Origin of the sequence: Devosia sp. Root105, from assembly GCF_001424865.1 — a bacterium.
GTDB lineage: Bacteria > Pseudomonadota > Alphaproteobacteria > Rhizobiales > Devosiaceae > Devosia_A.
Map to the genome: position 1 here is coordinate 304168 of NZ_LMCR01000019.1, position 22165 is coordinate 326332.

At 64.5% G+C, this 22165-nt stretch carries 22 protein-coding genes; 10 read left to right on the forward strand and 12 right to left on the reverse strand.

Translation table 11 applies throughout. The annotated features are described in order from the left end of the window. Positions 1-30 precede the first annotated feature (30 nt). The 6 genes from ASC68_RS23940 to ASC68_RS23965 all read right to left on the reverse strand — a co-directional run bounded on the left by ASC68_RS23940 (position 31) and on the right by ASC68_RS23965 (position 7646). A complete protein-coding gene (locus tag ASC68_RS23940; protein WP_248310594.1) occupies positions 31-1872 on the reverse strand; it encodes an extracellular solute-binding protein in 1842 nt (613 codons plus the stop codon). A gap of 67 nt (positions 1873-1939) precedes the next feature. Further along, complete coding sequence (locus ASC68_RS23945) at positions 1940-3568, reverse strand: ABC transporter ATP-binding protein (RefSeq protein ID WP_055885189.1); 1629 nt, start codon at positions 3566-3568, stop codon at positions 1940-1942. Continuing rightward, entirely contained in the window at positions 3565-4740 is a 1176-nt protein-coding gene (locus tag ASC68_RS23950; RefSeq protein WP_082528434.1) for an ABC transporter permease, read from the reverse strand. Before ASC68_RS23950 ends, ASC68_RS23945 begins: the two co-directional genes overlap by 4 nt. Next, positions 4740-5849 carry a microcin C ABC transporter permease YejB gene (locus ASC68_RS23955; RefSeq protein ID WP_055885191.1) on the reverse strand — a complete coding sequence of 370 codons (1110 nt, stop codon included), beginning with the start codon at positions 5847-5849 and terminating at the stop codon, positions 4740-4742. Before ASC68_RS23955 ends, ASC68_RS23950 begins: the two co-directional genes overlap by 1 nt. Positions 5850-5934: 85 nt before the next feature. Further along, positions 5935-6789, reverse strand: coding sequence for a sugar phosphate isomerase/epimerase (locus tag ASC68_RS23960; RefSeq protein ID WP_055885193.1), 855 nt, complete (start codon positions 6787-6789; stop codon positions 5935-5937). Continuing rightward, complete coding sequence (locus ASC68_RS23965) at positions 6789-7646, reverse strand: NAD(P)-dependent oxidoreductase (protein WP_055885196.1); 858 nt, start codon at positions 7644-7646, stop codon at positions 6789-6791. Before ASC68_RS23965 ends, ASC68_RS23960 begins: the two co-directional genes overlap by 1 nt. A gap of 316 nt (positions 7647-7962) precedes the next feature. Here ASC68_RS23965 and ASC68_RS28820 point away from each other — a divergent pair, with 316 nt between their 5' ends. The 7 genes from ASC68_RS28820 (at position 7963) to ASC68_RS24000 (ending at position 12748) form a co-directional block, all read left to right on the forward strand. Continuing rightward, positions 7963-8376: a hypothetical protein gene (locus tag ASC68_RS28820; RefSeq protein ID WP_156384561.1), complete on the forward strand. Its 414-nt coding sequence runs from the start codon at positions 7963-7965 to the stop codon at positions 8374-8376. A 164-nt stretch (positions 8377-8540) separates the two neighbouring features. Then, complete coding sequence (locus ASC68_RS23975) at positions 8541-8954, forward strand: hypothetical protein (protein ID WP_055885202.1); 414 nt, start codon at positions 8541-8543, stop codon at positions 8952-8954. Positions 8955-9058: 104 nt separating this feature from the next. Further along, entirely contained in the window at positions 9059-9427 is a 369-nt protein-coding gene (locus tag ASC68_RS23980; protein ID WP_055885205.1) for a hypothetical protein, read from the forward strand. A gap of 173 nt (positions 9428-9600) precedes the next feature. After that, complete coding sequence (locus tag ASC68_RS23985; protein ID WP_055885207.1) at positions 9601-10215, forward strand: hypothetical protein; 615 nt, start codon at positions 9601-9603, stop codon at positions 10213-10215. A gap of 181 nt (positions 10216-10396) precedes the next feature. Next, positions 10397-10738, forward strand: a complete 342-nt coding sequence (locus ASC68_RS23990) for an SH3 domain-containing protein (protein ID WP_055885210.1) — start codon at positions 10397-10399, stop codon at positions 10736-10738. Between the two features lie 164 nt (positions 10739-10902). Continuing rightward, the gene (locus tag ASC68_RS23995; RefSeq protein ID WP_055885213.1) at positions 10903-11898 is read left to right on the forward strand and encodes an asparaginase; all 996 of its coding nucleotides are present in this window, start codon (positions 10903-10905) and stop codon (positions 11896-11898) included. Between the two features lie 58 nt (positions 11899-11956). Further along, a complete protein-coding gene (locus tag ASC68_RS24000; RefSeq protein WP_055885216.1) occupies positions 11957-12748 on the forward strand; it encodes a hypothetical protein in 792 nt (263 codons plus the stop codon). Here ASC68_RS24000 and ASC68_RS24005 read toward each other — a convergent pair. Further along, positions 12745-14076 (reverse strand): TIGR03808 family TAT-translocated repetitive protein, encoded by a 1332-nt coding sequence (locus tag ASC68_RS24005; RefSeq protein WP_082528435.1) that lies wholly within the window; start codon positions 14074-14076, stop codon positions 12745-12747. The genes ASC68_RS24000 and ASC68_RS24005 overlap by 4 nt on opposite strands. 235 nt (positions 14077-14311) lie before the next feature. Here ASC68_RS24005 and ASC68_RS24010 point away from each other — a divergent pair, with 235 nt between their 5' ends. Together ASC68_RS24010 and ASC68_RS24015 are read left to right on the forward strand one after the other, a co-directional pair. After that, positions 14312-15829, forward strand: coding sequence for a helicase HerA-like domain-containing protein (locus ASC68_RS24010; protein ID WP_055885223.1), 1518 nt, complete (start codon positions 14312-14314; stop codon positions 15827-15829). After that, on the forward strand, positions 15819-16385 hold the full coding sequence (locus tag ASC68_RS24015) for a hypothetical protein (protein ID WP_055885226.1): 567 nt from the start codon (positions 15819-15821) through the stop codon (positions 16383-16385). Before ASC68_RS24010 ends, ASC68_RS24015 begins: the two co-directional genes overlap by 11 nt. 91 nt (positions 16386-16476) lie before the next feature. Here the strand turns inward: ASC68_RS24015 and ASC68_RS24020 are convergent, their stop codons facing one another. Beyond that, positions 16477-16857: a winged helix-turn-helix transcriptional regulator gene (locus ASC68_RS24020; protein ID WP_055885229.1), complete on the reverse strand. Its 381-nt coding sequence runs from the start codon at positions 16855-16857 to the stop codon at positions 16477-16479. Between the two features lie 82 nt (positions 16858-16939). Between ASC68_RS24020 and ASC68_RS24025 the strand changes: the two genes are divergently transcribed. Next, positions 16940-17926 carry an NADPH:quinone reductase gene (locus tag ASC68_RS24025; protein WP_055885231.1) on the forward strand — a complete coding sequence of 329 codons (987 nt, stop codon included), beginning with the start codon at positions 16940-16942 and terminating at the stop codon, positions 17924-17926. A gap of 62 nt (positions 17927-17988) precedes the next feature. Here ASC68_RS24025 and ASC68_RS24030 read toward each other — a convergent pair whose 3' ends face one another. From ASC68_RS24030 to msrB, 4 genes are all read right to left on the reverse strand, one after another. Then, entirely contained in the window at positions 17989-18495 is a 507-nt protein-coding gene (locus ASC68_RS24030; RefSeq protein WP_156387440.1) for a response regulator, read from the reverse strand. Between the two features lie 158 nt (positions 18496-18653). Next, positions 18654-19262 carry a superoxide dismutase gene (locus ASC68_RS24035; RefSeq protein WP_055885237.1) on the reverse strand — a complete coding sequence of 203 codons (609 nt, stop codon included), beginning with the start codon at positions 19260-19262 and terminating at the stop codon, positions 18654-18656. Positions 19263-19365: 103 nt separating this feature from the next. Further along, positions 19366-21438: a S9 family peptidase gene (locus ASC68_RS24040; RefSeq protein ID WP_055885241.1), complete on the reverse strand. Its 2073-nt coding sequence runs from the start codon at positions 21436-21438 to the stop codon at positions 19366-19368. Positions 21439-21705: 267 nt separating this feature from the next. After that, positions 21706-22107, reverse strand: a complete 402-nt coding sequence (gene msrB, locus ASC68_RS24050) for a peptide-methionine (R)-S-oxide reductase MsrB (RefSeq protein ID WP_055885246.1) — start codon at positions 22105-22107, stop codon at positions 21706-21708. Positions 22108-22165: the final 58 nt, after the last annotated feature.

A 22165-nucleotide genomic window follows, 5' to 3' on the forward strand; every position in this document is an offset into this window, starting at 1 on the left:
GGGGTGCCCCACGCGCCAACGTCGGCGGGGCTAGTTCTTCGCCGCCCCGGTCTTGGCTGCCTTGGCTTCATCGTACCACCACACCGTCGGGAAGCCGATCGAGAATTCCGGCAGGGTTTCGGGGTGGCTGAAGCGGTCCCAGCGGGCGATGCGGGATTTGCGCAGCGTATAGGTGGGCGTGACGTAGTGGTGCGCCAGCAGTACGCGGTCGAGCGCCCGGGTGGCGGCGATCAGCGTTTCGCGGTCATCAGCGAAGACGATCTTGTCGATCAGTGCGTCGACGCCCTTGTCGGAAATGCCGCCATAGTTGCGGCTGTCGTTCTGCGCCGCCGAGGCCGAGCCCCAGAAATCGCGCTGCTCGTTGCCGGGTGAGAGCGACTGCACCCAGCCGGTGTAGATCATGTCGTAATCGCGGTTCTGGGCCCGCTCGATATATTGCGGTGAATCCACCGAGCGGATGGTGGCGTTGATGCCAAGCCGCTTGAGGTTGGTCTGGAAGGCGGCGGCGATCGGCTCGATGGTCGGGCCGTTGAGCAGGATTTCGAACGTCACCGGCTGCCCGTTGGGATCGACCAGCTGGTTGCCGTTGAGGGTGTAGCCGGCCTTGGTCAGGATCTCGTTGGCGGTGCGCAGGCTCTGCCGGAGCTTGGTCGTGTCGCCATTAACCGGGTTCTTGTACTCGGTGGTGAACACCGAGGCGGGGACGAGGTCTTTGACCGAGTTGAGAATCTCCAGCTCCTCGCCCTGTGGTAGGCCGGATGAGGCGAACTCGGTGCCGTAGAAGAACGAGTTGATGCGGTCGTACTGGCCGAAGAAGCGCAGCTTGTCGAGCTCCTCGAAATCGAAGGCGTAGAGCATCGCTTCGCGCAGCGCTTCGTTCTGGAACAGTGGTTTCCTGAGGTTCGGCACGAACCCGACGAGGATGCCAGAGCCGCGATAGGCGTTCTCGAACAACTCTTTGATCACCTTGCCTTCGGTGACGGCGGGGAAATCGTAGCCGCCCTGCCAGCGCAGCGCGAGGTTCTCGTCCCACCAGTCGAACTCGTCGCCCTTGAAGCCTTCGAACTCAGCGGTGGTGTCGAGGAAATACTCGTACTTGACGGTCTGGAAGTTGTTCTGACCGATGTTGAAGGGCTCCTTCAGGCCCCAGTAGTTGGGATCGCGCTCATAGGTGACCGAGGTGCCGGGGCTGAAGGCCGCCAATTTGTACGGGCCGGATCCCAACGGCGGCTCGAGGCCGGGCTTGGAGATGTCCCGCGGCTTGCCGTCGGGGCCGGCGCCCTCCCACCAGTGCTGGGGCAGGACGATCAACTGCCCCATGATGTTGGGCAGTTCGCGGTTGCCGCCCTTGTCGAAGGTGAAGGTCACTTCGCCGGGTGCGGTCACTTCGGCTTTGGTGACGTTGGCGAAGTAGTTGGCCTGGCTGGGGTTCAGGGCGATGACCTTGTTGAAGGTCCACACCACGTCCTCGGCGGTAACCGGCTCACCGTCAGCCCACTTGGCACGCGGGTTCATCCGGAAGGTGACCGAGGAGAAATCGTCGGGGTAACTGAAGGCTTCGGCGAGGTTGCCGTACTGTGTGGAGTTCTCGTCGAGCGACGGCGTGGTCAGCGTCTCGAACACCAGCCCGATGCCGTCGGCGGGTTCGCCCTGTGGCAGGATCGGGTTGAAGGTGTCGAAGCCGCCCATCGAGCTGAGCCGCACCACGCCGCCCACCGGCGCATCCGGGTTCACGTAGTCGAATTTCTCGAAGCCCGCAGGGTATTTCGGCTCGCCGATCAGCGAACCGCCATGGTGCCAGACTTTCTCCTGGGCGATCGCTGGGCTGAACGCGAGGAGCGCGGCGAGGGTAAGGGCGGCTAGCTTTTGCATGAAGGCCTCCATTCGGGGGAGAACGTGTTGTCGGAGCTTAGCGTCAGGGGCGATTGCGTCAAAACTTTCACTGCGCCACCTCGGCCGACGGCACCGCTTCGACGGCGAAGGCGGCGGCCATCAGGGCGCGGGTATAGTCGGACTGCGGCGCCGCGAAGATCTCGGCGGCCGGCCCGTGTTCGACCACCTTGCCGTTGCGCATCACCATCAGCTGGTTGGCGAGCGCCCGGACAACGCGCAGGTCATGCGAGATGAACAGATAGGTGAGGCCATGGCGCCGCTGCAGGTCGCGCAGCAGGTCGACGACCTGGGCTTGGACGCTGACGTCGAGCGCCGAGGTCGGCTCGTCGAGGACGACGAATTTCGGCTCGAGCACCATGGCGCGGGCGATGGCAACTCGCTGGCGCTGGCCGCCGGAGAACTCGTGCGGGTAGCGGTGCCGGTCGGCGGGATCGAGACCGACCTCGGTGAGGGCGCGGACCACTCGAGCGTCGCGATCGGCCGCGCTGAGTTCGCGGTGGTGGACCCCCAGACCCTCGGCGATAATCTCGGTGATCGACATGCGCGGGCTGAGCGAGCCGAACGGGTCCTGGAACACGATCTGCAGGTCCTGGCGGAGCGGCCGCATGCCGGCCCAGGAGAGCTTGTCGATGGGCCGGCCGACATAGACGATGCGGCCTTCGGACGAGACCAGCCGCAGCAGGGCGCGGCCGAGCGTGGTCTTGCCGGAGCCGGACTCGCCGACGACGCCTAGCGTCTCGCCGCGGCGAATGGTGATGTCGATGTCGTCGACCGCCTTGATGTGGCCAACGGTACGGCGCAGCAGGCCGCGCCTGATCGGGAACCAGACGCGCAGCTTCTCGGCGGAAACGATGGTCTCGGCCGCAAGATCGGTGGTCGGCGGCTCGCCCTTTGGCTCCGCGGCGAGAAGCTTCCTGGTGTACGGATGCTGCGGGTTGGCGAAGATTGCTTCAGTCGGGCCCTGTTCGACGATCCTTCCTTCGGTCATCACGTGGGTGACTGGTGCCATCTTCCGGACGATGCCGAGATCGTGGGTGATGAACAGGATCGCCATGCCGCGCTTCTTCTGCAGCGACAGCAGCAGTTCGAGAATCTGCGCCTGCACGGTGACGTCGATGGCGGTGGTGGGTTCATCCGCGATCAGCAGTTCCGGCTCGTTGGCGAGCGCCATGGCGATCATCACGCGCTGACGCTGGCCGCCGGACAGCTGGTGCGGGAAGTCATCGAGGCGGGAGGCGGGGTCGGGGATGCCGACTTCGTCGAGCAGTTCGATGGTTCGCACCCGGGCCGCGGCGCGGTTCATGCCGCGATGGATGACCAAGGCCTCGGAGACCTGCCGCGCCACGGTGTGCAACGGGTTCAGCGAGCTCATCGGCTCCTGGAAGATCATCGAGATGGCGTTACCGCGCACTGCGCGGATGCCCGCCTCGTCGGCGCCGAGCAAGTCGGTGCCTTTGAACAGGATGCGGCCGCCGGGATAGGTTGCGGCGGGGTGGGGCAGCAGCTTCAGCACCGAGAGCGCCGTGACGGATTTGCCGGAGCCACTTTCGCCGACCAGCGCCACGGTCTGGCCGGGCATGATGTCGAAGGACACGCCGCGCACGGCATGGACGATGCGATCGTCGGTCTGGAAGTCGATCTGCAGGTTGTCGACGCTGAGCAGCGGTTCGGTCATAGCCGCACCGCGAAGGTCTTGCGCGGATCGAACGCGTCGCGCACCGCCTCGCCGATGAAGACGAGGAGAATGAGGATCGCGGCGATGACCACAAAGCTGGTGATCGCAAGCCACGGGGCGAACAGGTATTCCTTGCCCTGGCTGAGGAGCTCGCCGAGCGAGGGTGAACCACTCGGCAGGCCGAAGCCGATGAAATCGAGCGCCGTCAGCGTGGTGACCGAACCGGCGACGATGAACGGCGCAAAGGTGAGGGTCGCCACGGTTGCGTTGGGCAGCAGGTGCCGTGTCATCAGCGCGATGTTCGATACGCCCAGGGCCCGCGCGGCGGCGACGTACTCGAGGTTGCGGGCGCGCAGGAACTCCGCCCGCACGATGCCGACCAACGAGGTCCACGAGAATAGCAGCAGGATGCCGAGCAATACCCAGAAGCTGGGAGTGAGAACACTGGAGATGATCAGCAGCAGATAGAGGGACGGAATGGCGCCGTAGATCTCGAGGAAGCGCTGGCCGGTGAGATCGACCCAGCCGCCGAAGAAGCCCTGGATGGCGCCGACGGTGATGCCGATAATGGACGAGAAGAAGCTGAGGATCAGGCCGAACATCACCGAGATGCGGAAGCCGTAGAGCAGCCGGGCCAGCACGTCGCGGCCCTGATCATCGGTGCCGAGCCAGTGAAAATTGCCGAGGCTGCAATTGGGATCGTCGACGCCCTGGGGAAGCAATTGGCAGCGCACCTCGACCGACTGCAACCAGGATGGAGCGGAGGGCACCGGCACGGACAGCGCATCATCGACGGTGCTGTAGGAAAAGCGGATCGGCGGCCACAGCATCCAGCCGTTGGCGTTGATCTCATCCGCGATGAACGGGTCGCGATAGTTGGTGACGGCGAAAAAGCCGCCGAACTTGGTCTCTGGATATTCGATGAGCGCCGGGAACAGCAGTTCGCCCTTGTACGAGGCCATGAGCGGCCGGTCGTTGGCGACCAGTTCGGAGCAGAGGGTCACCGCCAGCAGGATGAGGAAGACCCACAGCGACCAGACGCCGCGGCGGTTACCCTGGAATACCTTGAGCCGTCGCCGGTTGATCGGCGACAGCAGCGGCGCCGAGCGCGCCGCATCGGCGGGGGCGAAGGCGATGAGCGGCGGGCCGAGGCGTAGTCCGGTGGCGTGCATCACACCTTCCGGCTCTCGAAATCGATCCGCGGATCGATCCACATGTACATGAGGTCGGAGATCAGTCCAAGGACCAGGCCGACCAGCGAGAAGATGTAGAAGGTGGCAAAGACCACCGAATAGTCGCGGTTGATCACCGACTGGTAGCTGAGATAACCGAGCCCATCGAGCGAGAACACCGTCTCGATCAGCAGCGAGCCGCCGAAGAACGCGCCGACGAATGCGGCGGGGAAACCGGCGATCACCAGCAGCATAGCGTTGCGAAACACATGGCCGTAGAGCACCCGCTTTTCGGTGAGGCCTTTGGCGCGGGCGACGGTGACGTATTGCTTGGAAATCTCGTCGATGAACGAGTTCTTGATCAGCATGGTGGCGGTGGCGAAAGCGCCGAGCGCCATTGCGGTGATGGGCAGGGTGATGTGCCAGAGATAGTCGAGGATCTGGCTGTACCAGGGCAGGCTCGACCAGTTCTCCGAGACCAGTCCGCGCAACGGGAAGATATCGAGGAAACTGCCGCCGGCGAACAGTACGATCAACAGCACGGCGACGACGAAATCGGGCAGGGAGTAGCCAACGATGACGATGGCGGAGGTGCTGACGTCGAAGCGGCTGCCGTCCCTGACCGCCTTGGCGATGCCCAGAGGGATCGAGATGCCGTAGCTGAGCAGCGTCATCCATAGCCCGAGCGTAATCGACACCGGAAGCTTCTGGATGATCAGGTCGATGACCGGCACGCCACGCGAGTAGCTGTCGCCGAAATCGAAGCGGACGTAGTTCCACACCATGGTGAAGAAGCGCTCGAGCGGCGGCTTGTCGAAGCCGAACTGCTTTTCGATGCGGGCGAGGATTTCAGGCCGGATGCCCTTGGCGCCGCGATAGGTCGAATTCTCGTTCTGGTCGCTGGACTTGACGACGTTCTGGCCGGCGAAATCACCCTCGGCATTGCCGATTACGCCCTCGGAGACGCTGACCGACTGGCCGCTCATCTGCGCGATATAGTTCTCGACCGGTCCGCCGGGCGCAAACTGGGTGATGACGAAAGAGACCACCAGCATCCCGAACATGGTCGGGATCATCAGCAGCAGGCGTCTCAGGATGTAGGCGACCAATGGCGGCTCCAGTCGTCCGGGATCAGTTCAAGCTAGCAACGCAGCACTGTGGGCCGGATTGCGGCAAATCACCAAGGAGTGAATGTCACGGGCGCACCGCGAATTCGATACCGGCGGCATCGCCGACCGCGAAGAGGCGGTCGCGCGCCACCGCATACTCCTCGCCCTTGAGGTGCTCGAGCATCAGCGGCACTTCGCGCGGCAGGCGGTTCAGTTCGCTCAGATAGGTGCGATAGTCGAGCACGCCCTCGCCGATCTGCACCTCGTCGAGGTGCAACGCCGCCTGGTGATAGAGCTTGATGTCCTTGGCGTGACACGACACCACCCACTGGCCAAGCTTACTGAAGCACTCGCGGATCAGCGCGCCGTTATCGAAATAGACCCGCGGCGTCATGATGAGGTTCACCGGGTCGAAATGCGCGCCGAACATCGGGCGGTCGATGGCGCGGATCAGCTCGACATAGCTGTCGACGCTGTCCGGCAGGGAATACTGCATCATCTCGAGCGCAAATTTTGCGCGGGTCGGCTTCACGGTATCAAGCAGGTAGCGCACGGTTTCGACCGAGGCGTCGAAGGCCTCGGGGCTCATGTTCTCGGCCGCTGGGGCATAGTCGGTGCCAGCCTGAAACGAGCCGATATAGCTGACAGCGCACCCGGCCCCCACAGCGTCGGCGATGGCGAGACGCTCGACCGCGTAGGCGAGGTTGGCCTTGCGCACCGCTTCATCGGGCGAGACGAGGTTACGCCAGATGCCGATCTCGGCCAGCACGATGTTCTCGGCGGCAAACGCCTGCTCGATCGCGACAAGGCGGTCGCGATCGTCGAGCCTCACCTCCGGCACATAGGCGGCGCCATAGCCGAAATCGCGATGCGCCCGGGCTAAGGCGTCGGGATCCTCGCTGCCGATGGGCAAGCCGTGCCCGCCGAGCCGGATAGCCATCAGACGTGGTTCCGCCAGCTATGCTGCGGGTTGTAGTCGAGGAGGCGGCGGGCCTTGTCGATCGACAGCAGCGTGCCGTTCTGGCTGAGTTCGCGCTTGTGCGGCACCTTGGGGAACACTTCGGCCATCAGCGACATGTTGGAACGGCTCATCACCGTATCCTGGTTGGCGATGATGAAGGCCTCGAACCCCTTGAACTCGGCCTCGATGCCGCGGCGTACCGCCTGCGCCCCATCGCGCGCGTCGATGTAGCCCCAGAGGTTCCATTTCCTCAGCTTGGGGTCGGCGTCGAAGGCCGGGAACGCCTTGTAGTCTTCGACATCCATGACGTTGGAAAAGCGCAGGCCGACGATCTTCAGCTCCGGATCCCAGCGGCAGAACTGCGCCGCCATCGTCTCGTCGAGGAGCTTGCCGAGCGAATAGGCGGTTTCGGGACGGGGGAAATACTCCTCGTCGATCGGAACGTAAGGCGGCGGCGTTTCGAAGGGCAGCCCAAGCACGGTTTCGCTCGAGGCGAAGACAACGTTCTTGACCCCGGCAAGCCGGCAGGCCTCGAACACGTTGTAGCTGGTGGGCACATTGTTCGCGACGGTGCGGCTATTGGCGAACAGACCTGGCGCCGGGATCGCGGCGAGATGCACCACGGCATCGAACGGGCCGTGGCGTTCATCGACGCCGCCAAGGATCGCCTGCGCCACCTGGCCGAAATCGGTGAGGTCGATGCGGACGGTCGGGCAGATCGGGTCTTTCGGCAGCGTCTGGTCAATATTGAGGACGGAATAGCCGTTGGTCACCAGGTCCTTGAGCACCGCTCGTCCCAGCTTGCCGCTGCCGCCCGTCACCAGAACCTTGGCCATTTCCCGTCCTCCCGAAACTGATTTGCCCGAAAGCCTAGAGCGCTTTCAGGAAAAGTTGCAGACTTTTCCGGTTCGAAAGCACGACAAAAGTGACCAGGAGCGTTTTTGGCGTTTCATTGAAACGGCGAAACGCTCCGACACGGGTTGGGGCCATTCTGTCACGAGGCTGAACGCACTCGTCAGTGCCGGTTCAAAGCCGATGGCGCAGTCTCCTCTGCAGCGTCAGGAGGCGGATCGGTTCATCGCGATCCCCTCGATTGGAAAAGGACTACCACGTGCGGGCCAACCCCCCGCCGCCCCACATCAGGAGACTGAAATGACCAAGCTCGCACTTGCCGCGACATTCGCGGTTGCCATGCTGACTTCGTTCTCTGCTATTCCTGCTAATGCCCAACCAAGGGATACATGCACCGCCGGCCCCCAGTGTCCCAGCCATGGGGGCGGTAGCGACCCCTATTGCGGCGACCAGCTCGGCGTGTTGAAGCGCGTGATGCCCGCCGAAGTGCTCGGCGTCGACCGCCACTACCGTGTCTGGATCACCGAGTTCTGCACCTCCGAGACGTTGATGCGCTCCGACGGCAACGCCGCCTACCTGCGCACCGCCATCGCCAAGAACGACGTGCTCACCGACGTGCTGACCGAGCGCGGCTTCCATGCCGACGACGTCTACGCGGTCAAGATGATGGGCGACGACACCATCAACCTCTACGTCCACGATTTCGGACGCTGATCCAACTCGGCTCTGATGATGCGGTGCGGGTTGGCCCGTTCCTGTCGCCAATCTGAACGGCGTCATCAGAGCCGGTTCAACGTGATGAGCCCAACTCCTGGCCATCGTACGAGCAGCAATGTCTCGCACCCCGCGGCGTTAGCCGCATTGACCAAGGAGATAAAATGCCCAAGCTCGCTCTCGCCGCGACCTTCGCCATCGCGATGCTCACTTCGTTCTCAAGCGCACCGACGCAGGCCCAGGTTCAGCTGGACACCCCATGCGGCCAGGCCAGCTGTCCTCAGGGCGGCTCCACCACCACCTCTTGCGGCAATCAGCTCGGTGCGCTGAAGCGCGTGCTGCCCGCCGAGGTGCTCGGCGTCGACAGCCATTATCGTGTCTGGGTCACCGAGTTCTGCACCTCCGCGACATTGATGCGCTCCGACGGCAATGCCGCCTATCTCCGCACCGCCATCGCCAAGAACGACGTGCTCACCGACCTGCTGGCCGAGCGCGGTTTCCATGCCGACGACGTCTACGCCGTCAAGATGATGGGCGACGACACCATCAACCTTTACGTCCACAATTTCGGACGCTGATCCAACACCTTGGTGCTAAACTGACGCCGGATCGGCCGCGGGGCCGACCGGCGTTTGTGCATTCGCGGCCCCCGGCGCCGCAGCCAACCACAGGAGACCGCCAGATGAAGAAGCTCATGCTGGGCGCTGTTACTGCCGTCGCGCTCGGCGCGTCGATGATTCCGCCCGCGCTCGCCACCGCCCTTCCGATCGAGAAGGATGACGATGTCTGCGATGACTACCTTGGCGTGCTGAAGCGCGTCACGCCGGACGACATCGCAGGCGTGACGGAGCGACAGCGAGTCTGGGTCACTGAATACTGCCCCGGCCGCTCAGTTCTGAGGACCGAGGGCAATGCCGCCTCGGTGCGGTCGGCCATCGGCGACAACGAAGCGCTGGCCGCTGCGTTGCGCCAGAAGGGCTTTTCCGCCAGTGACGTGTTCGCCGTCAAGATGATGGGCGACGACACCGTCAATCTCTACGTTCATCGCTAGACGAGTGCAGGTATTCGGCGCCCTCCGTCGGGTGCTGTTTCTATGAATGATCTCTGAATGCCCGGATCAGCGGCGGTTCAAACGCCCCGCACTATTTCCGCCGCCAACGAAGCGCTGAGCGCGACGAACGGCGGCAGGGGTGCCGCCGGGCAATCAAACTGTTGAGAGAGATCATGAAAAACCTGAAACTCATCCTGCTGGCCCTGGTGGCCACCTTTGGCCTTGCGGTCATCACTACGCTTCCCGCCCAGGCTATGAACTGCGGCGCTGGCATCGCCTGTGGCGGTGGCGGCGGTGGCGGCGGTGGTGGTGGTGACGACACCTCCGACGGCGGCGAGCCGTTCGATCCGTTCTGCAATGTCGTCGACTGCGACGAACCGGAGATCGCCGAAGAAGGCTGTATGAAGAACTGCGACCAGCCGGACATTCCGAAGATCGCCGAGGAAGGCTGCATGAAGAACTGCCAGCCCGGCAAGCCGGGCGACGATCCGGAGATCCCGGGTAACGTGGCTGGCCTGGTGCGTTGCGATGCCCAGATCGGCGACCTCGCCAAGGTGACCGCCAAGCAGATCGGTAGCGTCAAGGGCCGCGATGCGGTGGATGTGGTGCCGGTTTGCGTCGACAAGAACCTGGTCGAGCAGCAGCTCGGCGTCGACAGCCTGCGCAGCGCCATCGCCCAGAACGACAAGATGGACAAGGCCTTGGACCAGGGCGGCTATGCTGCTGACGACGTGGTTGGCGTGATCGTCGGTCGCAGCTCGGCGGTGCTCTACGTCCACGCTCTCTGAGCGACAACCAACGACTGATTGAAGGGCGGGTACCGAGAAGGTTCCCGCCCTTTCCTTATTGCTGCCGCGACATTGCCCTGCCGATGAATGCTGTCTGAATGACGGGCTCACTAGGGGTTCAATCGGGGAAGGGCATGGTCGGGACAACAGAACGAAACCCGGCCCCCGAAAGGATGCCACGATGAACAGATCCCATGAGAAGCTGCTGGTCGCGACCCTCGCCGGTCTGATCATTGCCAGCGCCGCCGTTTTCGCCATCCAGCCCGCCATGGCCGCCGGCTATGACGTCGAGAGCCCCGCCCACATCGTCGGTGTGAAAAAGTGGGATACGCTCAATGTCCGGAAGTGGCCCGCCTCCTATTCGCAGAAGATCGGCGAGTTCGAGCCCAAGAGCTCGGTCTGGGTCGAGCGCTGCATCATCTCCCCGCAGGGCGGGGCCGACTGGTGCCTCGTCGAACAGCAGGACACCAAGGGCTGGGTGAACGCCAAGTTCCTGAAGCTGGCCTACGACTGGGACATCTGATCCCCAAGTCTCCTGCCGCGTTGCTCCAAACGGCGTGGCAGGTTCCTGTGACGACCCGACTACCCCATGCACACGTGCCTTTGACTGACCTCCGAAACATTGACTTCACGGCCCGGACGCGTTCCCTAGGAACCTCCGGGCCTTTTTCTTTGAAGAGCTGAGTTTTGGACGCCAATCCCATCCTTATCGAGCAGACCCGCGGCAACTTCGTCGAGAACCGGCATCGCGGCGCCTTTGTGATCTCCGACGCCGAGGGCAACGTCATTGCTGCCGCCGGCGACACTTCGCGACCGGTGTTTCCGCGCTCGGCCATCAAGTCGATGCAGGCGCTGGCTATGGTGACCTCGGGCGCCATCGACCGCTTCGGCTTGAGTGACGAGGAACTGGCGCTGGCCTGCGCTTCGCATCACGGCGAGGATGTGCATGTCGAGGGCGTGACGCATTTTCTCGGTCACATCGGCCTTGCCGCCGGCGATCTCGAGTGCGGCGCGCACCAGCCGAGCAACGGCAAGGCGCGCGAGGCGCTGCGCGCCCACGGGCTGGAGGCGAGCCAGTTGCACAATAACTGCTCGGGCAAGCATTCCGGCATGCTGAGCGTCGCGCGGGCGCTCGGCGTCGATACGCACGACTACGTGACGCGCGGTCATCCGGTGCAGGTGGCGGTGCGCAAGGCCGTCGAGACGGTGATCGGCGAGCCGCTGAGCGAGGACCGGTGCGGCACCGACGGCTGCTCGATCCCCACCTGGGCCGCGCCGCTCTCGGCCTTTGCCCGCGGTTTCGCCAGGATGGCGACGGGAATCGGGCTGCCGGAGGAGATCGGCAGCGCGGCGACGCGCATCTTCGACGCCGCGACCGCTCACCCTTTGCTGGTCGCCGGCACCGGCCATCTCGACACCCTGGTGATGGAGGCATTTGGCGGCCGCGTCATGCAGAAGGGCGGCGCCGAGGGCGTGCAATGTGGCGCCATCCGCGACAAGGGCTGGGGCTACGCGCTGAAGATCGACGACGGCAACATGCTGGCGAGCCAGACGCTGGTCGCCAACCTGTTGCTGCGCTTCGCCGACCCCGACGCCGGCCAGCGGGCCGTACTGGAAAAGTTCGGGCGCCAGCTGGTGCGCAATGTCCGCGGCTTGGAGGTCGGCGAGATGCGGGCGGCCTGACCAAGGACGCGCTGCCCGGCGACGTCCAATATCCACAACAGCAGCTCCGGAGACCCGCATGCGCCGTGCCGTCGTGACTATCGTTGCCTCGACCCTGCTCTGCGGAGCGGCGCTTGCTGGACCTGCCTATGCCCCGCCGAAGGTCTCGCCGGCGAAGACCGTCGAGGTCCCGGCCGACCTGCGCGCGGCAGCGACCGAACTGCTGAAGGCGGTGGCCGCCAAGGATGTCGACGGTATCGGGAAATGGCTGGCGCCGAAGATGTCGATCGTCACGGGTACCCTCGATCTCTCGATTCCGCGCGGCACCAGACTCGAGGGGCCGTGGGAGAGCGCCAAGTCGCAGGTCGCCGGCCTCGGCAACAGCGCTGGTGGCGACTGGGACCTGCCGCCAAACGTCGATATCGGCGTGTTCCTGACCAAGATGGAGCTGGATTTCATCGGCCAGTCGCTGACCGACGGACAGCCCTGGGGCACTGACGCCGCGGTGAGGGGTGCGATCTGCACCTATGGGCTCGGAACGGTCGACCCGGCCGCGGTGAAGCGCGCGGCCAAGGCGCTGGACACGAGTGGCGACAACTTCGTCGGCGTGAAGCGCGAGATCGAGCTGTTCGAGACGATGGAAGACAGCAGCAAGTCCGTAGGCAAGCTGGTCCCCGGCCTGCTCTATGCCACCGACTACGACGCCGAGACCTCGACCGAATGGACCGCCTTCCACCTGCCGGAAGGCGGCGTCGGTTTCGGCAAAACCACCGGCGACGACTTCGACCGTCCTTACGCCTCCGGCCTCTGCTTCAAGCAGCAGGCGTCGGGCGAGTGGGCCGTAGTGGCGCAGGCCTCGACGGGGCTTTAGCCACTCACCGAGTTGTCCGCCAGCGTCACGTGCGGGTATTTCGCGGCGTCTTTCACCAGGTCTTCGACCACCACCGTGTCCCACTCGAGACCCACGATGGCGTGGTCGAGCGGAGCGTTGACGATGTTGCCGGTGATGGTGACGGGCCCGGGGGAGGGGTTTTGCACGACGCTGACACCAATGCCGGTGCTGGTGGCGTAGAGCACGTTGTCGGCGATGATCACGTCGCGCAGGAACGTGCCGCGGCCGGCGAGGATGCCGATGCCGGGGACGTTGTCGATGCTGTTGCCCGAAATGCTGGTTTCGGCCTCGGCATAGATGCCGAAGGGCCTGGTGTCCGGATTGACCTCGGAGCGCGAGCGGATGTTGCGCACGATATTGCCCGAGCAGACGGCGAGCCGCCCGCCCGAATCGAGGTTGGTGATCGAGATGCCGGCGGCGGCGCCATCGACGATGTTGTTGGAGATCACCGAACCGGAGAAGGCGAACTCCGAAAAGATCGCCACTTCGCCCGAGTTACGGCAGACATTGCCGGTGACAGCGACATTGCTCGTCGAATTGAGCCGCACCGCAGTGAACATGCAGTCAGCGATCTGGTTGTTGGCGACGATCACGTCGTTGCAGCGGAAAACGTTGATGCCGTTGCCGTTCTGGCCGTTGCCGCCATTGGTGGAGCCGATGCCGGCGATGGTGTTGCCGGTGATGACCGAGCCATCGTGGCGCGGCTTGCTGCCCCAGATCAGGAAGCCGCCATTGCCACATTTGCTGACGCGGTTGGAAACGATGTTGAGGCCGCGGCCATCGACCGAGAAGATCGCCGCGAGGGCATGGCCGGTGAAATCGCAATCCTCGATATCAGCCCCGGCATCGCGCACCGCGAGGCCGTTGGCGGCGCCGCCGATGAAGCTGCAATTGCTCAGGGTGACGTGGTCGCTGGCCTCGATTTCGACCAGTCCGCGGTCGGCGCCGCTCGGCCCGCCATTGCCGCGGGTGAAGGTGAGGCCCGAGAAACTGACATGGGCGCTGCCGGCGACGCGGAACACCGGCGCATCGCCCGCCGCAGCAAGGATGGTGCCGCCGGGAATGCCTGTAATCACGACGTTGCTCGGCACCTGCAGGTTCTGCACGTAGTAGCTGCCCGAACCGAGGAACAGCGGACGGCCTTCCTCGCCGGCGCGCAGCAGCGCTTCCTGCATCGGGCCGCTCTGATCATCGAGGCTGCCCGGCACCAGGTTCAGGGTCGTCGAATCGAGCGACTGCGCCCGAACACCGCCAGCCAGCGGCAGGGCGATGAGGCCCGCAAGAATGTGACGGCGGTTCATACGCATGAGGGGAGTGTAAGGGGGTAGGGGGGCGTTTGGGAATTGCCGATTCCGGCGCCGTCCCCAAGCTATGTGGGATTGAATCCAACCGTACCGACACCCATCGGGGCCAGGTTTCTACCCGGTGATGGGGGCCGTGCGAGCGGTCCAGCATCAAGCCGGCAACGGCCGCTTTCATTTGGCAGCCCATCCCCCCGCCGCTATAGAGTCCACAACTGGCTATCGAATCCTGTGAGGCGTCATGCTCCTTCCCGACAAGATCTATCTCGGCCAAAGCACCCGGCCGGAGTACCTGGCGCTGAAATACGGCAACCGGCACGGGCTGGTGACCGGCGCCACGGGTACCGGCAAGACGGTGACGCTGCAGTCGATCGCCGAGGGGTTCTCGGCCGCCGGCGTCCCGGTGTTTGCCGCCGATATCAAGGGTGACCTGTCGGGCATCGCCAATATGGGCAAGATGCTCGACTGGCAGGTGAAGCGCGCCGAAGAGATCGGTTTCACCGATTATGCGGCGAGCAAGTTCCCGGTGATCTTCTGGGATTTGTTCGGCCGGCAGGGCCACCCGGTGCGGACCACCATCTCCGAGATGGGCCCGCTGCTGCTGAGCCGCATCCTCGACCTCAATGACACCCAGGAAGGCGTGCTGAACATCGCCTTCAAATATGCCGACGATAACGGGCTGCTGCTGCTCGACCTGAAGGACCTGCGTGCGCTGCTGGTGGAAATCGCCAACAACGCCAAGGATATCTCGGTGCAGTACGGCAATGTCGCCTCGGCCACGGTGGGCGCCGTGCAGCGCTCGCTGCTGGTGCTGGAGCAGCAGGGCGGCGACCAGTTCTTCGGCGAGCGGGCGCTCGACATCCGCGACCTGATGCGCACCACCACCGACGGCAAGGGCTATGTTTCGATCCTCGCCGCCGACGAGCTGATGCGCGCGCCACGGCTCTACGCGACGTTCCTGCTCTGGCTGATGTCGGAGCTGTTCGAGGTGCTGCCGGAAGTCGGCGACCCGGAAAAGCCCAAGCTGGTGTTCTTCTTTGACGAAGCCCACCTCTTGTTCGACGACGCGCCCAAGGCGCTGGTCGATAAGGTGGAGCAGGTGGTCAAGCTGGTGCGCTCCAAGGGCGTCGGCGTCTATTTCGTGACGCAGAACCCGGCCGACATTCCGGACGCCGTGCTGGCGCAGCTTTCCAACCGCGTACAGCACGCGCTGCGCGCCTATACGCCCAAGGAACAGAAGGCGGTGCGGATGGCGGCAGAGTCGTTCCGCCCCAACCCCGACTTCTCGACCGCCGAAGTGATCACTCAGATGGGTACCGGCGAGGCGCTGGTCTCGGTGCTGGAAGATAAGGGCGTACCCTCGATCGTCGGTCGCACGCTGATCCGGCCGCCCTCCGGGCAGGTCGGGCCGCTGCTGCCGGAGGAACGGCGCACGGTGATCGCCAACTCGCCGGTGGCTGGCGTCTACGACGCGGTGGTCGATCGCGAGTCGGCCTTCGAGGTGCTGACCAAAAAGACCCAGGAGCGCCAGGCGAGCGAGGCGGAGGCCAAGCAGGCCGAGCTCGACGCCAAGCAGGCGCAGGCCGACGCCAAGGCCGCGGCGGCGCAGGAACGCGCCGAGCGCGCTGCCCAGCCGCGCCGTTCGACCCGGCAGACGCCGACCGAAGCCGCCATCACCTCGTTCAGTCGCACCATGGCGAACGGGCTCGGCAAGGCACTGCTGCGCGGCATCCTGGGTGGCCTCACCCGTGGCCGCTAACGTCGCGCAGAACCACCCGGCGCTCGCGGTCTTCGCCTCCGACAAAGGGCCGGGCGATGCCGAGCGCAGCTCGATCATGTCGCAGGCCGGCACGCTCCTGGCACGGCATGGGGCGCGGATCATCTGCCTCGCCGACGAGACGCTGGACAATATCCCGTTGATCACCAGCGCCCGCGCGGCCGGCGGCGAAGTGCTGATCGTCGCCGATGCGGCGTTCCAGGCGCCCGCCGCGCTGGCCGAAGTGCCGGTGGAGCGGATCGACGACCCAGAGGCGCGGGTGAAGCGGGTTGGCGAACTGGCGCAGGGTTTTGTCGGACTGCCGGGCTCGCTTGCTTCGGCAGCTGCGCTCTATCGCACCTGGGTGCGAGCCGGCGCCGGCGCCGGCGGCAAGCCCGTGGTGCTGCTCAACCACCACCGCGCCTTCGAGGCGATGCGCGGCATGGCGACGGACATCCTCAGCCACTCGGTGAGCCATGCCGACCGCGTCGTGGTGTTCACCGACAATGTCGATGATCTCTGGAACAAGGTGGCCTGGGCGCTGAACGTGACGGCCTAGGGCAAGCACGCTCTCGAACCACGCTTGATGTCATCCCCTGTCTGAGGGGCAGCCTGTCTAGCGCGTTAGACGGACTGCCGCGAGCGCGCGCTTAGGGGCAGACATGGAGGTCTTCGCGCTCCTCGTCCGAGCTGAAGCCCATCCCCCAACTCCGCATGCTGAGCAGTACCGGCTCGAGCGAGCGGCCCAGTTCCGTCAGCTCATATTCGACGCGCGGGGGCACTTCCGGATAAACGATGCGATTGATCACCCCGTCACGCTCCAGTTCGCGCAATTGCAGCGTCACCATGCGCGCCGTCGCATTGGGCACCATCCGGCACAGCGCATTGAAGCGCAGTTTGCCGTCGAGCAGGTGAAACAGGATCACCGGTTTCCACAGGCCCCCGATTACCGAAAGGGTCACTTCTACCGCACAACCGGTGCGGCCAGCCCTGCGGCGTGGGCGGGTCAGGATAGGGGTGCTATCATTCATGATAGTACATGTTGCCTTTGTACGTACTGTTCTCAGATGCATTGAAGACCTAGCTAGGCTGGGAAACAAGAGGAACGTGCGAATGAAAGCTGCCTGGTTTTCCACCAAGGGCCCCGCCCGCGACGTATTGCAGGTCGGCGAGTTGCCCACGCCACAACCCGCGCCCGGCGAAGTGCTGATCCGCGTCCGCGCCTCGGGCGTCAATCCGTCCGACACCAAGGGTCGCAGCGGCAGCGGCGCCCCGGCCTTCCCCAAGGTCGTGCCCAATCAGGATGGCGCGGGTGAGATCGTCGCCGTGGGTTCCCCCGAACTCGACAGCCGGATCGGTGAGCGCGTCTGGTTCTACGAATCCCAGCTTGGCCGCTGGAACGGCTCAGCCGCCGAATACACCACGCTCCCCGCCTGGAAGGCTGTCCACCTGCCCGATGGCGTCAGCTTCGAGGAAGGCGCCTGCCTTGGCATTCCCGCCATGACGGCCTATCGCTGTGTCTTCGTCGATGGTCCGGTCACCGGTAAGACCGTCTTCGTCTCCGGCGGTGCCGGCGCGGTCGGCCGCTACGCCATCCAGTTCGCCAAGCTCGGTGGTGCCCGCGTCATCGCCTCGGTCGGCAATGACGAGGCCGCCGCATCAGCCACTGCGGCCGGTGCCGATCTGGTCCTCAACCGCCACACTGATGATCTGCCCGCCCGGGTTGCTGCCTTCACGGGCGACGGCAAGGGTAGGGGCGTCGACCGCTTCGTCGAAGTCGCCTTTGGCGCCAATCTCGACCTGATTGGCAAGACCCTGGCGCCCAACGGCGTCGTCGCCACCTATGCCAGCGATGCCGTGCCTCAGCCCACCCTGCCGTTCTGGCCGATGATCTTTCTCGACGCGACCATCCGGTTCGTGCTGGTCTATGTGATGACTGCCCAGGCCCACCGCGAAGCCGCCGCCGGCATCAACGCCGCGCTTGAGGCCAATCAACTCACCCACCAGATCGGCCGCGTGCTGACCCTCGACGACATCGTCGTCGCCCACGAAGCCGTCGAACGCGGCGAACTCGGCAAGACGATTATTACGCTGGGCTGAGCCAACAGCCTGATTGGTCCACTTGGGAGGGAGGGCGGATGAGGGGGCGCGGAGCCCGGCTGTCAGTGCGTCGGCAGCGGACGCTCCCGCGTCCATAGCGGAATGACGTTGCCGTACTGCGAGAAATCCGGGCGACGGGACGTCGTGGCGCGGACCGGCCGGTAGCCCGCGAGGCTGGCGGCACGGCGGGCGATGCGCGACTGCACCCGTTCGAGCAGGTATTTCGGCGACATCGGCTTGACGATCACCTCATCGATGCCCGAGGCGATACAGAGGTCCTTGGTTTCGGGCGACACCATGCTGGCGAGCGCGATCACCTGGTAGTCGTGATGCGGGATGCTCTGGTCGGCGCGCAGGTCACGGCTGACCCGGTCGGCACGGGCCGAGGCGCTGTCGAAATCGGTGACGACCACATCGACCGGCGCGAGCCGCATATAGGTGACCAGCGCCAGCTCGGATTCGAACGGGCGGACCCGGAAGCTCGGCACCGAAGCCAGCACCATGCTGAGGATGGAGCTCAGCGCCGGATTGGCGACAAGCACGGCTATGGTGCGGACTGGTTCAGCCAAGGTCTCGCGACGCTCCCAATGGTTAAGCAATTGTTACCATTGTGGCGCGGCGGGCGGAAGCAGCAGGAAATGCGGATCTGGCGATTTTCGCGAGAACCGTTCGGGCAAAATGAAAAGGGCCCGCCGAAGCGGGCCCTGAACGCGATTTCGAGTGAAGCTTAGCGGGCTTCTTCGAACAGGAACTCGACATGTTCCCAGTTCACCAGGTTGTCAAACCAGGCTTCGAGGTACTTCGGGCGCGCGTTGCGGTAGTCGATGTAATAGGAGTGCTCCCAGACGTCGACGCCGAGCAGCGGCTTGGCATTGCCATGCACCAGCGGCGACTCGCCATTGGCGGTCTTGGTGACCTGGAGCTTCCCATCCTTCAGCGACAACCAGGCCCAGCCCGAACCGAACTGCGTGGTGCCGGCATTGATGAAATCGGCGCGGAACTTGTCGAAGCCACCGAGATCGGATTCGATCGCCTTGAGCAGCGCTGCCGGGACCTTCCCGGCGCCCCCGCCGCCATTCGGCTTCATCCAGTTCCAGAAATGCACGTGGTTGTAGTGCTGGCCCAGGTTGTTGAAGAGCGCCGGGTCCTTGCCGAACACTTCCTTCACCGCGTCCTCGAGCTCGAGCACTTCGAGACCCTTGCCCTCGGCGAGCTTGTTGCCGTTGGTGACGTAAGCCTGGTGGTGCTTGTCGTGGTGGAACTCGAGCGTCTCTTTGCTCATGTACGGGCCGAGCGCGTCATAGGCGTAGGGCAGGGGGGGAAGTTCGTATGCCATTCTGGATGCCTCCTTGGGGGACAGTCTCTATGATTGTTGGCCGCTGGGCTGGCTCCGATATAGGCCCTTTGGCATTGCTCAACAATTCCCGCTTTGGGTGGAATTATGCCAATCCGACGCAACTGAGCGCAAAGGCGTAGCTCAGGCCGGTCTCCTTGAGCTGGTCGAAGCGGCCGGAAGCGCCGCCATGGCCGGCGCCCATGTGAGTCTTGAGGTAGAGCGGATTGCCGTCGGTCTTGGTGGCGCGGAGTTTGGCCACCCACTTGGCCGGCTCCCAATAGGTGACGCGCGGATCGGTGAGCCCGGCCAGCGCAAAGATCGGCGGATAGTCGATGGCCGCCACCTGCTCGTAGGGGGCATAGCCGGCGATGCGGTCATAGGCCGCCTTGTCGGTGATCGGGTTCCCCCATTCGGGCCATTCCGGAGGGGTGAGCGGCAGGGTTTCATCGAGCATGGTGTTGAGCACATCGACGAACGGCACCTCGGCGATGACGCCGGCCCAGAGCTCGGGACGCATATTGGTGACGGCGCCCATCAACAGGCCGCCGGCCGAACCGCCCTCGGCGACAATGCGCTGCTTCGACGTATAGCCCAGTTCGATCAACGTTTCGGCGGCAGCGACGAAATCGGTAAAGGTGTTGGTCTTCTGCTCGCGGCGGCCGTTTTTGTACCAGGCATAGCCCTTGTCCATGCCGCCGCGGATATGTGCCGTGGCGTGGACGAAGCCGCGATCGACCAGCGACAGCTTCGAGACCGAAAAGCCGGCCGGCAGCGCCATGCCATAGGCGCCATAGCCATAGAGCAGGGCCGGCGCTTTGCCGTCGAGCTTCAGGCCCTTGCGGTAGAGCAGCGTCACCGGCACCCGCTCGCCATCCTTGGCCGTGGCGAAGATGCGCTTTGTCTCGTAGTCATCAGGGTTGTGCCCGGAGGGGACCACCTGTTCCTTCAGGAGGGTGCGCTCGCGCGTCACCAGATCGAGGTCGTAAGTCCGCGATGGCGTGGTCGGCGACGAATAGCTGAAGCGGATGGTCTTGGTGTCGAACTCGAAACCGGCCGACATGCCGAGCGCATAGGCCTCCTCGTCGAATTTCACCGTCCACTCTTCGCCATCGTCGAGGTTGCGCACCACGATGCGCGGCAGCCCCTCGGAGCGCTCGAGCCGGATGAGGTGGTGGCTGAGGAGGATGATGTCGAGGATCAAGACGCCTGGGCGGTGTGGCACCAGGTCGATCCAGTTTTCGGCCGCCGGATTGTCGGCGGCGACGGTGACGATCTTGAAATCCTCGGCGCCGTCGGCGTTGGTGAGGATGTAGAACACCCCGTCGCGGTCCTCGACGTCGTATTCGCGGTCGGTGAGGCGCGGCGAAACCAGCTTCGGCGCGCCGCCGGTGCGGGTGTCGATCAGCCAGAACTCGGACGTCTGGTGGTCGTGTGCATCGATGACGATGTAGTTGCGGCTGAGGGTCTCATCGACGCCGACGAAGAAGCCCGGGTCCTTTTCCTCGTAGACGATCTCGTCATCGGCCTGCGGCGTGCCGAGCACATGCCGGCGGACCCGGAACGGACGGTGGTTGTCGTCATATTCGGAATAATAGATGGCGCTGGAATCGGCCGACCACACACCGCCGCCCGCGACATCCTCGATCACTTCGCCGGTATCCTTGCCGGTGGCGAGGTCGCGGATATGCAGGGTGTAGAACTCCGAGCCCTGCCGGTCGGCGCTCCAGGCGAGCAGCCGGTGCGACGGATCGTGGTCGCCGCCGCCAAAGCCGAAATACTCCTCGCCGGCCTCGACATTGCAATCGAGCAGCACCTCTTCATCGCCGCCATCGCGCGGCGTACGAACCAGGATCGGGTACTGCTTTCCCTCTTCCATGCGTGAGTTGTAGGCCCAGGGGCCGTCAGCCGACGGGATGCCGCTCTCGTCCTCTTTGATGCGGCCACGGATCTCCCGATAGATCTTGTCGGTCAGCGCCTCGTGCGCCGTTTCGAAGGCCTCGGCGAAATAGGCGTTCTCCGCCTCGACATAGCTGCGGATGTCGGCTGGCAGGGTGGAGGGATCCTGCATCACTTCCTGCCAGTTATCGGCCCGCAGCCAGTGATAGGGATCCTGCCGCGTGATGCCGTGATTGGTCGTGGCATGCTGGCGGCGTTCGGCGACGGGTGGGGTGGGCATGGGAGGATTCTCGGGAGGGGGTGTTGCCGCGAGGTAGGCGCGACGGTGAGCGATTGTAAAGGACGGGATGCTGCCGCGCCGCCTTCTCCCCTTGTGGGAGAAGGTGCCCGAAGGGCGGATGAGGGGTTCTCTCCGCGTACTTGTGTCGCTCGTCGCTTTCGCTCCGATCGCGCTACACTTCGTTGCGCGGACCCCTCATCCGGCGCTGCGCGCCACCTTCTCCCACAAGGGGAGAAGGCAAGAGCGCGTGGGGCCGCTCTGGGTGCGCTAAGCCTTCGGCTCGAACTGCAGGCTCGTGCCGTTCATGCAGAAGCGCTCGCCCGTCGGGTTGGGGCCGTCGGGGAAGATGTGGCCGAGATGGGCGCCGCAATTGGCGCAGTGCGCTTCGACGCGGACCATGCCGTGCGAGCGGTCGACGGTCTGGGCGACCGAGCCCTCGATCGCCTTGAAGAAGCTCGGCCAGCCCGAGCCGGATTCGTACTTGGTGTCGGCGGTAAACAGCTCGGCGCCGCATGAGGCGCAGTGATAGACGCCGTCGCGCTTTTCGGTGTTGTAGATGTGGGACCAGGGCCGCTCGGTGCCGTGCTCGCGCGCGATGCGATAGAGCTCGGGGCTGAGCGTGGCGCGCCACTCTTCGTCGGACTTCTGAACCTTGAAGGTTTCGCTCATCGGGGAATCTCCGTTACGGCGCCAGATATGGCGATTGCGGCGCCTGATCGCAAATCCC